Below are 10,087 nucleotides of genomic sequence, written 5' to 3' on the forward strand. Positions count from 1 at the left end.
CGGTCAGCCGCTCTTCTTGGCGGCGGCACTCGCGCCCGCCTTGGGCGCTTCGATGCGCTGCGGGGTCGTGACGGGAACCGGACGGATCTCGGCGTCGGGACGCAGATTGGCGGTGCCCTGGACGATCACCTTGTCGCCCGCGGCAAGCCCCTGGGTCACCACCCAGTTCGCGCCGATCGTCCGCTCCGCGATCACGGTCCGCGCCACGGCGCGGTTGCCCGGCCCGACGACATAGACCGTGGCGTTGCCGCGCGGATCGCGCGACAGCCCGGCCTGGGGCACCAGGAACGCCCGGGTATCGATCGCCTGCGCGAACGAAGCGCGGGCGAACATGCCGGGCAGCAAGATGCCCTGGGCATTGGGGAAGCGCGCGCGCAACGTCACCGTTCCCGTGTTCGCATTGACCATCACTTCGGAGAATTCGACCGTCCCGGTCTGGCCGTAATCGCTGCCGTCCTCCAGCTTGAGCCGCACCGTCGCGCTGGCCGGCGCGAGCCCGCCTTGTGCCAGCGACTTGCGCAGCGCGAGCATCTCGGCGCTCGATTGCTGGATATCGACGAAGATCGGGTCGAGTCGCTGGATCACTGCCAGCGGGTCGGCCTGGTTGGTGGTGACCAGCGCGCCTTCGGTGACCAGTGAGCGCCCGATCCGGCCGGTGATCGGGGCGGGGACGCGGGTGAAGCGCAAATTGATCTGCGCGGTGCGCAGCTGCGCATTGTTCTGTGCCACGGCGGCAGTCGCCTGACGCGCCTGCGCCGCGGCGTCGGTATAGTCCTGCTGGCTCACCGCTTCCATCTTGGCAAGCGGGCGATAGCGGTCGGCGCGAATCCGCGCGGCCTCGGCGGTAGCGCGCGCGCTCTCCAGATTGGCCTGCGCCTCGGATGCCTGTGCCTGATAGAGGCTGGGATCGATCTGGTAGAGCGTCTGCCCGGCGCGGACGATCGAGCCTTCGGTGAAGAAGCGGCGCTTGACGATGCCAGCGACCTGGGGGCGAACCTCGGACATCTGAAACGCCGTGACGCGGCCCGAAAGCTCGACGGTCACCGGCACGCTGGTCGGCTGCACCACGACGAAGCCGACTTGCGCCGGGCCCGCCACGCCTTTCTTCTGGGCGCTGTTGTTGCCGCTGCCACAGGAGGCGAGAAGAAGGGCGGCCGCGAGTGCCGTGGCCGATCCGGAGATGTTCGAAAGCTTCAGATTCAAATCGCAGACCCGCTCGTAGCGCCTGTTGTGCAGCGCAGTTCAGTTCCGAAACCCGCCCATAGGGCAGCTGGTTGCGCGGCGACTAGGGAAGAAATGTATCAGGATGTGTCAGACACATGCCAGATACACGATAGGGTCCGGATGCACGAAAGGCCGCCCCTTTCGGGACGGCCTTTTTCCATTGCCGGCCGCTGCGGCGAGCGACCATGTTTCAATGCCTCAGGCGGCAGCCCCGATGGAGCGAACCGAAGCCTGAGTGCGCGCCGCAGACGGCGTGGGACAATGAGACATTCGATCACCTCCTTCCATGTTGTTGAACTTGCATCGGAATATGGGATCGCGGCGACGCGTTTAAAGGGAGTGGCGCAAATTTCGTGAACGCCTTAGAAACCGCGCCAAATGGCACGTATCGAAACCCCAAAGCGCATCCGGGGCACCCAGGACATCTTCGGCGACGAGCAGCGGCGTTTCGCGCAGGTGCTCGACACGTTCGATCGGGTGCGCCGCCTATATTGCTTCCAGCGGCTCGAGATCCCGATTTTCGAGGCCACCGGCGTGTTCGCACGCTCGATGGGCGAGACCAGCGACGTCGTCTCGAAGGAGATGTACACCTTCGAGGACCGCGGCGGCGATTCGATCACGCTGCGGCCGGAGTTCACTGCCGGCATAGCGCGGGCATATATCACCGAGGGCTGGCAGCAGTATGCGCCGCTCAAGCTTGCCACTGCGGGCCCGGTGTTCCGCTACGAGCGCCCGCAAAAGGGCCGCTTCCGCCAGTTCCACCAGATCGATGCCGAGATCATCGGCGCGGCCGAGCCCGCGGCGGATGTCGAACTGCTCGTCCTCGCCGACCAGCTGCTCCACGAGCTCGGCATAGCCGAAGGCGTGACGCTCCAGCTCAACACTTTGGGCGACGCCGAGACGCGCGACGCGTGGCGCACTGCTTTGGTCGCGCATTTCGAAGCGCACCGCGACGCGTTGTCGGAGGACAGCCAGGTCCGCCTCGAAAAGAACCCGATGCGCATCCTCGATTCGAAGGACCCGCGCGACCGCCCGATCGCCGACAGCGCGCCCGACATCGACGCCTATCTGACCGAGGAAGCTGCGGCCTTCTTCAAGGCGGTCACCGATGGCCTTGATGCGGCGGGCGTTCAGTGGACCCGTAACAGCCGCCTCGTCCGTGGCCTCGATTACTACCGTCACACCGCGTTCGAATTCGTCACCGACCGCCTCGGCGCGCAGGGCACCGTCCTCGCGGGTGGCCGCTATGACGGACTGATCGGTTCGCTTGGCGGGCCCGAGACGCCGGGCGTGGGCTGGGCGGCGGGCGTCGAGCGTCTGGCGATGCTGATTGAGGAGCCGGAGAGCCGTCCGGTGGATGCAGTCGTAATCCCGATGGGCGAGAACGCTGCCGTTGCGGCCCAGCGTATCCTTGCCGAACTGCGGCGAAAGGGCATTTCGACCGACATGGCGTTCCGCGGCAACATGAAGAAACGCATGGCTAAGGCATCTGAAGCCGGGGCCAGATATGCCGTTATCATCGGTGATGACGAGCTCGCGACCGAACAAGTGACTCTCAAGGCACTTTATAGTGGAGATCAGGCAAAGCTGCTCGCGCACCTGACTGCGCAGACGCTTTGGGAATTCGTATTCGAAGACCACTACCTGGAGGACGGCGAGGCGCCGCTGCCACTGAACGAGCGCATGCCGCAGAAGCCGGCCGGGGCCGTTTTCTGGGCGCTTCCCTCAGGTAAGATTGTCGATACGCTGTGACCTCGATCCCCGCCGACCGCATTGCCGCGATCGAGGCGCGGCGCGACGAGTTGCAGGCGCTTATGGCGACCGGCGACTTGCAGGGCGACCGCTTCGTCCAGGTCTCGAAGGAATATGCCGAGCTCGAGCCCGTCGCGCAGGCCGCGGGCGAAGTGCGCCGGCTGCGCGCGGAGGCACAGTCGCTCCAGCATATGACTCAGGATGCCGATGACGAGATCCGGCAGATGGCGTCCGAGGAACTCCACGCAAACGGCGAGGCGCTCGAAGCCGCCGACCGCAAGCTCGCGCTTGCGCTGCTCCCGCGCGACGCCGCCGACGAGCGCGCCGCGATGCTCGAGATCCGCGCCGGCACCGGCGGCGACGAGGCCGCGCTATTCGCCGGCGACCTGTTCCGCATGTACCAGAAATATGCCGAGGGGCAGGGGTGGAAGGTCGAGCTGATCTCCTCCTCCGCGTCGGATTCGGGCGGGTTCAAGGAAGCGATCGCCTCGCTCGAAGGCAAGGGCGTGTTCGCCAAGCTGAAGTTCGAGAGTGGCGTCCACCGCGTCCAGCGCGTCCCCGCCACCGAGACGCAGGGCCGCATCCATACCTCCGCCGCCACCGTCGCGGTGCTGCCCGAGGCCGAGGAAGTCGACATCAAGATCGACGACAAGGATCTTCGCATCGACATCTATCGCTCGTCGGGCCCCGGCGGCCAGTCGGTCAACACCACCGATTCGGCGGTGCGCATCGTCCACATCCCCACGGGCCTCGTGGTGATCCAGCAGGACGAGAAGTCGCAGCACAAGAACAAGGCCAAGGCGATGAAGGTGCTCCGCACCCGCCTGTACGAGCAGGAGCGCGAACGCCTCCACGCCGAGCGCGCCGGCGCGCGCAAATCGATGGTCGGCTCGGGCGACCGCTCCGAGCGCATCCGCACATACAATTTCCCGCAGGGCCGGGTGACCGATCACCGCATCAACCTGACGCTACACCGCCTGCCCGAGATCCTCGAAGGCGAGATGGGCGAACTGGTCGGCGCGCTGATCGCGCAGGACGAGGCGGATCGTCTGGCGCAGCTGGATGGGTAGGACTCATAAAGCCCCTTCCCTTCAGGAGAGGGGTTGGGGGTGGGGCCTGTCCGTCTCACCCAGACTGCCGCTTGGGGCACTGCCCCACCCCAACCCTTCCCCTGAAGGGGAGGGGCTTTGATACGGCAGGCGCTCGTCGAGGCGACGCAGCTCCTCGCGCCCGTCACCGACACCTCCCGGCTCGACGCCGAGCTCCTCATGGCCCACGCGCTCGGCATCTCGTGCCAGGACTTGCTCCTCAAACACCTGGACGATCCCACCCCCGAAGCCTTCGGGCTCTTCCTGAACCGCCGCCTGGCCCACGAGCCGATCGCCTATATCACCGGCACCCGCGCCTTCTGGACGATCGAGCTGCAGGTCGGCCCTGGCGCGCTGATCCCGCGCCCCGACAGCGAGACGCTGATCGAAGCCGCGATCGAGCATTTCGACGAACGCGCCCCCGCGCGAATTCTCGATCTCGGCACCGGCCCCGGCACCTTGCTGCTCGCCGCGCTCGACCAATGGCCGCAGGCGACCGGGCTTGGCATCGACGCTTCGGAAGCGGCGCTCGGCTATGCCCGCGCCAATGCCGAGCGTCTGGGCATGGCCCACCGCGCCGAGTTCCGCCTCGGCGACTGGACCGACGGACTCGCCGAGCCGTTCGACCTGATCCTCGCCAACCCGCCCTATATCGGCACGCATGAGCAGCTTCCGGCCGAGGTGCGCGAGCACGAACCTGCCTCGGCGCTGTTCGCCGGGCCCGACGGCCTCGACGACTATCGCCGTATCCTCCCGGCGCTCACCGATCTGCTTGCGCCCGGCGGCGCCGCGGTCCTCGAGATCGGCTGGACGCAGGCCAAGGCGGTGTCCGCGCTGGCGCTCCAGCACGGCCTTTTGCCCGCCGTCCACAGCGATCTCGGCGGCCGTCCCCGCGTGATACTACTTACTTGAAACCGGCACCCCTGCGTCCCATATTTCCTCTTGGAGATTAGTGCACCACGGGCTAAGACAGCGCCGGGGCGAGGCACTTTCAACCAAGTTGTTGAAACATAGGGCTAAGGCCTACTCCATGGTCATGTGTGCCGCTGCAGTCCGGCGGCCATGGCGGGCGGAAGCGCCGTATCGGCGCTGTCCGCAAGTGTAACGTGCATCCGGGACCCCGATGGATCGACGGACGGCTTTAGTAGACAGGACATACAGACCTTGATGAACAATCGTCAGGCTAACAACGGCCGCCGTCGCGGTCGTGGCGGTCAGCAACAGCGTCAGGGCGGCAGCCCCAACCAGGGCAATGGCAACCGCATCGACAATCGCGCCCGCGGCAATGCGGCTCAGCTTCTCGAAAAGTACAAGAACCTTGCTCGCGATGCGCAGATGCAGGGCGATCGGGTCAACGCCGAATATTATCTCCAGTTCGCGGACCACTATTTCCGGGTGCTGAGCGAGACCCGCTCGCGCTTCGAGGAGGCGAACCCGAACCAGCGTCCGCAGCCGCGCCCGAGCAACGATATCGACGGCGACGACGAGGATTTCGAATTCGAGGCCGAGGGTAATCGCAGCGACGACCAGCGCGACCAGCGCGACGATCGTCCCCAGCAGCGCGAGCCGCGCTACGAGCGGGAACCGCGCCAGGACCGCGAGCCTCGCCAGGAAGCCCGTCGCGACCGCGACGATCGCGAGCCCCGCCAGGATCGCGAAGCCCGTCCGGACCGTGAGCCGCGTCAGGATCGCGAAGCTCGCCCGGATCGTGAAGCGCGCCCCGAGCGCGAACCGCGCCAGGATCGCGAGCCGCGCGAAGCCCGTGAGGGTCGCCGCGATCGCCGTCCCAATGCGAACGGCGCCAATGGCTATGCCAACGGACACCAGGCCGAAACGCCGGAAGCGCCTGCTCCCGAACTGTTCAACGAACAGCGCGAAGCGATCGAAGAGCGTGCGCCGCGTCCGGCGCGTGGCCGCGGCCGTCCCCGGCGCGAGGAAAGCGCCGAAGCCGATGCGCCGCAGGGCATCGACGCCGCAATCCTGCCGCCGGCGTTCGGCACCGAGGCGACTGCCGCCAACGATGCCGAGGAAGCACCAAAGAAGCCCCGCCGCCGCCGCGTGAAGAGCGACGACGCCGAGGTTCCACCGGCTGCGTAATCGCCGATTGATCACGGAGGGCTAGCCCTTCGCAACCGAACTGCTAGCATCCTCCTTCGGAACGGTCCGGGGGAGGATGCTTTGCGTTTGACGGCTCTTATCGTGGCGGCATTGCCGCTCGCCGCGCACGCCCAGACCGCACCCGACGAGCCCAATGCCCAGGGCGACGTCTCGGTGACGATCTACAATAACGACCTGGCGCTGGTGCAGGACAAGCGGACGCTGACTCTGTCCACCGGGCGCAACCGCCAGGAATTCGCCGACGTCTCGGCGCGGATCCGGCCCGAGACCGTCACGCTCTCTGCCGAGGATGCAGGGATCGTCGAGCAGAATTTCGACTATGATCTGCTCTCGCCGCAAAAGCTGATGGACAAGGCAGTCGGGCAGAGCGTGTCGCTCGTCCGCACCAATCCGGCCACCGGTGCGGAAACGCGCGAGACCGCGCAGGTCCTCGCCAACAACGGCGGTACGATCGTCCGCGTTGGCGACCGTATCGAAGTGCTCAGCGGAATGAACGCCCGCGTCGTCTTCGCCAAACTTCCCCCCAATCTGCGCGCACGGCCGACTCTGTCGGTGACGCTTGACGCGACGCGCGGCGGCGCGCGGCCGGCGACGCTCAGCTATCTTTCGAACGGGTTCGGCTGGAAGGCGGATTACGTCACCTTGTTCGACGAAGCGGCGGGCAAGATCGACGTCCAGGGCTGGATCACGCTCAACAACACCAGCGGAACGAGCTTCCCCAATGCCCGCACCCTGCTCGTCGCCGGCGCCCCGGGCGGGCAGGTGAACAGCAGCCCGCGATTCCAGCCGCGCAATCCCTCGGGCAATCGGCCCGGCACCGAAAGCGCCAATCGCGAGCGGCTCGGCGACTATTATGTCTATCCGATTGCCGGACGGACCACGCTCGCCAACGCCCAGCAGAAGCAGGTCAGCTTCCTCGACGTCAGTGGCGCCCCCGCGGCCAAGGCCTATTATTTCCGCAACGATTGGCTGAGCAGCCTCAACGAGGCGGCGAGTGTCGATACGGTGCTGCGCTTCTCCTCGTCGCGCGCCGGCGGCCTAGGCGATGCGCTGCCCGCCGGCACGGTGCGCGTCTATATGCGCGATGCGCGCGGGCAGCCGCAGTTCATCGGCGAAAACAACATCCCGCACACGCCGATGGGTTCCGATCTCGCGCTCAAGACCGGCGAGGCCTTCGACGTGAAAATCCAGCCCACGGTCGAGAAGCGGGCGCAGATCGACAGCAACGAATGGGCACGCAGCGAGCGGTATCGGATCACCGATCGCAACGGCCAGACCAGCGAAGTCACGGTCGATCGCGCCGTCACGTATTGGCGGACGACCATGCGCTACCGCGTCACCAATGCGCGGCCCACGCCGGTGATGGTCGAAGTGGTGCAGGGCGGGCTCGATCATTGGTGGTGGCACGACAGCCGCGTTCCCAACGAGAGTATCAAGGGCACCCAGCGCTCGCAGGACGAGCGCGTGTGGCTGGTGAGCGTCCCCGCCAATGGCGAGACCAATCTCACCGTCGATTTCGACACGCGCTACTGACCCGTAGGATGCGCTGGCGGAGCCTCGCCTGGTTGATCCTGCTCGCGGCCGCACCCGTCGCCGCGCAACCGATGGTGACTTCGGTCGCGCCCGAAGGCGTTGCAGTCACCATCTATCGAGCCGAGGATCGCGGCCCGGATTCAGCGATGAATCTCGGCTGGCTCCAAGGCTATGCGCTGGTCACCGAGCGGCGAACGGTGACGATTCCTGCAGGCCGCGCTGTGATCCGCTTCGAGGGAGTTGCGGGCGGGCTGCTTCCCGAAAGTGCAATCGTTACCGGCCTTCCCGCCGGCGTGCGCGAGAAGAATCTCGACGCCGACCTGCTTTCGCCACGCAGCCTGTTCGCGCGCTCTTGGGGCCGGCCGGTGGTTCTGCGCCGTACCGATCGCAACACCGGTGTCGTCCGCGAAGAACGCGCGGTGATCCGTTCGGGCGAAGACGGCGCCGCGATCCTCCAGACGCAGGGCGGTTTCGAAGCGATCAATTGCGGCCCCCTGCTTGAACAGCCTGTCTATGAAGGCGTGCCTGCCGGCCTGGCGCCGCGTCCGACGCTGTCGATCGAGACCGATTCGCCCGCCGCGGCGACGGTGACGATCAACCTGTCCTACCTCGCCTGGGGTTTCGACTGGCAGTCCAACTATGTCGTCAATCTGCACCAAGGCGGCAACCGCGCCGACCTGACCGCCTGGGTGACGCTTGCCAACAGCGATCCTACCAGCTTCGCCGATGCCGACATGGCAGTCGTGGCGGGCAAGGTGAACCGCGAAGACCAGCGCCGCTATCAGTTCACTCCGAACCAGTCGCTGGTGCTGAAATGCTTCTTCCGCCCATTACCCCAGGATTTCTCTAATCTGGCGCCGCCGCCGGCGCCTGCGGCGATGTACGAATCAGCGGACATCGTCGTCACTGGTATGCGCGCATCGCTCAAGCGGGCGGCGGCGGCACCGGTCACTGTGGTCGGCGAGGATCTCGGCGACCTCAAGCTCTATCGCATGCCGATCCCGACGACCGTCGCATCGAATGCGCAGAAGCAAGTCGCGATGTACCTCAAGCCGGACGTGAAGACGGCGATCGTCTATTCGAGCTGGATTGATGCCAGCGACCCCAGTTCGTTCGCCATCGAACGGGGCCTGCGCTTCCGCAACAAGAAGGAGGACGGCCTTGGCGTGCCGCTTCCTGCCGGCAAGGTCGCGGTGTTCGAACCCCTGGGCGAGACATTGGGATTGTCGGGGGAAGGCAGCACCGGCGACAAGGCGGTGGGCGAGGATGTCGATGTCATCCTGGGCGAGGCCGAGGGGCTTTCGCAAAGCGCCATCGTGTCCGGAGACGGCAGTCATTCGCTGACGATTTCGAACGCGCATCCCTGGCCGATTCGCTTCGAAGGCCAGCTCGCCTTCGACGACACCCACTACCGGCTCGAAAAGCCATCGGTCCGGCTCGGCCGCAAGAATGGCCGGCCGCTCTGGGCCGTCAAGGTGCCTGCCAATGGTGTGGCAACGCTACGCTATCGCCTCGCCCGGATCGCAAACTAATCGATGTCGATTTCGCCCTTCAGCCGGTCTTGGACTCGCGCGTCGTGCCCGCTGCCCGAGCTCAGGAACATCAGCCCCATCAGCGCGGCGGCGAGCATCATCGTCAGGAATACGCCGAGGAACGTCGCGCTGATGGTGACGAAGTTGAGCGATCCCAGCGACCAGTAGAGCGCCAGCTCGGCGATGCCCGCGGTTAGCAGCGACACCAGCGCCATCCATTTGAGGATGCGCCGATAGCGTCCCCAGGCGAAGTCGGCATATTTCGGGTCATCGAGATCTTCCCGCGGCGTGCTCATGATTTTGCAATTGGACGCGAATCATGGGAGAAACAATCGCCTGAACCCGAAAGCGGAGACTTGCGATGACCATCGCCGCAATCCTGGGGGGAAAAGGACATGCCGTGGTGTCGATCGCGGGGGACAGCATCGTGGCGGAAGCCGTCGCGCTGCTTGCCAGCCGGCGCATCGGCGCCGTACCCGTTATCGATGGCGACGGCGTGGCCGGAATCTTTTCCGAACGCGACGTGATCTACAGCCTCGAGCGGGAAGGCGCCGCGGCGCTTGACCGCAAGGTGCGCGACGTGATGACGGCGCCGGCGATCACCGTCACGCCCGACGAATCGGTGCTCGGCGCACTGGCGCTGATGACCAGGCGCCGCGTCCGTCACTTGCCGGTAATCGATCGCGGCCAATGCGTCGGCTTCATCTCGATCGGCGATCTGGTGAAGTACCGCATCGAGCGCATCGAATCCGAAGCCGAGGCAATGCGCGCCTATATTCAGGCGGTTTAGCCGCGCCGGTTGCGGACCAGCGCTATCACTTCGTCGAGCGTACCGCGCGC

Annotated in this window: 10 protein-coding genes (1 of these 10 running past the window's edge); 7 read left to right on the forward strand and 3 right to left on the reverse strand. The window is 66.1% G+C overall.

The genetic code is table 11. The features are described from left to right. Positions 1 to 3: 3 nt before the first annotated feature. Complete coding sequence (locus tag BXU08_RS17950) at positions 4 to 1,203, reverse strand: efflux RND transporter periplasmic adaptor subunit (protein WP_077511352.1); 1,200 nt, start codon at positions 1,201 to 1,203, stop codon at positions 4 to 6. Positions 1,204 to 1,602: 399 nt separating this feature from the next. Between BXU08_RS17950 and hisS the strand changes: the two genes are divergently transcribed. The 6 genes from hisS to BXU08_RS17980 all read left to right on the forward strand — a co-directional run bounded on the left by hisS (position 1,603) and on the right by BXU08_RS17980 (position 9,247). After that, positions 1,603 to 2,976, forward strand: coding sequence for a histidine--tRNA ligase (gene hisS, locus BXU08_RS17955; RefSeq protein WP_077511354.1), 1,374 nt, complete (start codon positions 1,603 to 1,605; stop codon positions 2,974 to 2,976). Next, complete coding sequence (prfA, locus tag BXU08_RS17960; protein ID WP_077511356.1) at positions 2,973 to 4,046, forward strand: peptide chain release factor 1; 1,074 nt, start codon at positions 2,973 to 2,975, stop codon at positions 4,044 to 4,046. Before hisS ends, prfA begins: the two co-directional genes overlap by 4 nt. 117 nt (positions 4,047 to 4,163) lie before the next feature. Continuing rightward, on the forward strand, positions 4,164 to 4,976 hold the full coding sequence (gene prmC, locus BXU08_RS17965) for a peptide chain release factor N(5)-glutamine methyltransferase (RefSeq protein WP_171982568.1): 813 nt from the start codon (positions 4,164 to 4,166) through the stop codon (positions 4,974 to 4,976). A 255-nt stretch (positions 4,977 to 5,231) separates the two neighbouring features. Beyond that, positions 5,232 to 6,161, forward strand: a complete 930-nt coding sequence (locus BXU08_RS17970; protein ID WP_171982620.1) for a DUF4167 domain-containing protein — start codon at positions 5,232 to 5,234, stop codon at positions 6,159 to 6,161. 81 nt (positions 6,162 to 6,242) lie between these two features. Continuing rightward, positions 6,243 to 7,715: a DUF4139 domain-containing protein gene (locus BXU08_RS17975; protein WP_077511360.1), complete on the forward strand. Its 1,473-nt coding sequence runs from the start codon at positions 6,243 to 6,245 to the stop codon at positions 7,713 to 7,715. A gap of 8 nt (positions 7,716 to 7,723) precedes the next feature. Further along, the gene (locus tag BXU08_RS17980; protein WP_253190428.1) at positions 7,724 to 9,247 is read left to right on the forward strand and encodes a DUF4139 domain-containing protein; all 1,524 of its coding nucleotides are present in this window, start codon (positions 7,724 to 7,726) and stop codon (positions 9,245 to 9,247) included. Here the strand turns inward: BXU08_RS17980 and BXU08_RS17985 are convergent. Next, complete coding sequence (locus BXU08_RS17985; RefSeq protein ID WP_077511364.1) at positions 9,244 to 9,543, reverse strand: hypothetical protein; 300 nt, start codon at positions 9,541 to 9,543, stop codon at positions 9,244 to 9,246. The two genes, BXU08_RS17980 and BXU08_RS17985, sit on opposite strands and share 4 nt — an antisense overlap. Before the next feature lie 65 nt (positions 9,544 to 9,608). Here BXU08_RS17985 and BXU08_RS17990 point away from each other — a divergent pair, with 65 nt between their 5' ends. Then, positions 9,609 to 10,037, forward strand: a complete 429-nt coding sequence (locus tag BXU08_RS17990; RefSeq protein WP_077511366.1) for a CBS domain-containing protein — start codon at positions 9,609 to 9,611, stop codon at positions 10,035 to 10,037. On the opposite strand, the gene BXU08_RS17995 is transcribed toward BXU08_RS17990, so the two are convergent. Then, positions 10,034 to 10,087 carry the end of a lipopolysaccharide biosynthesis protein gene (locus BXU08_RS17995; RefSeq protein ID WP_253190429.1) on the reverse strand. Its footprint extends 1,425 nt past the window's final position, so only the last 54 of its 1,479 coding nucleotides appear in the window; its start codon lies beyond the right edge, outside the window — the gene reads right to left on this strand; its stop codon occupies positions 10,034 to 10,036. The genes BXU08_RS17990 and BXU08_RS17995 overlap by 4 nt on opposite strands.

This window comes from Sphingomonas sp. LM7 (genome assembly GCF_002002925.1).
Lineage (GTDB): Bacteria > Pseudomonadota > Alphaproteobacteria > Sphingomonadales > Sphingomonadaceae > Sphingomonas.

Bases quoted from the DNA above. Each gene is read 5' to 3' on its own strand.
- BXU08_RS17985 (WP_077511364.1), bottom strand. From the start codon at position 9,543: ATGAGCACGCCGCGGGAAGATCTCGATGACCCGAAATATGCCGACTTC.
- BXU08_RS17980 (WP_253190428.1), top strand. From the start codon at position 7,724: ATGCGCTGGCGGAGCCTCGCCTGGTTGATCCTGCTCGCGGCCGCACCC.
- BXU08_RS17990 (WP_077511366.1), top strand. From the start codon at position 9,609: ATGACCATCGCCGCAATCCTGGGGGGAAAAGGACATGCCGTGGTGTCG.
- hisS (WP_077511354.1), top strand. From the start codon at position 1,603: ATGGCACGTATCGAAACCCCAAAGCGCATCCGGGGCACCCAGGACATC.
- BXU08_RS17970 (WP_171982620.1), top strand. From the start codon at position 5,232: ATGAACAATCGTCAGGCTAACAACGGCCGCCGTCGCGGTCGTGGCGGT.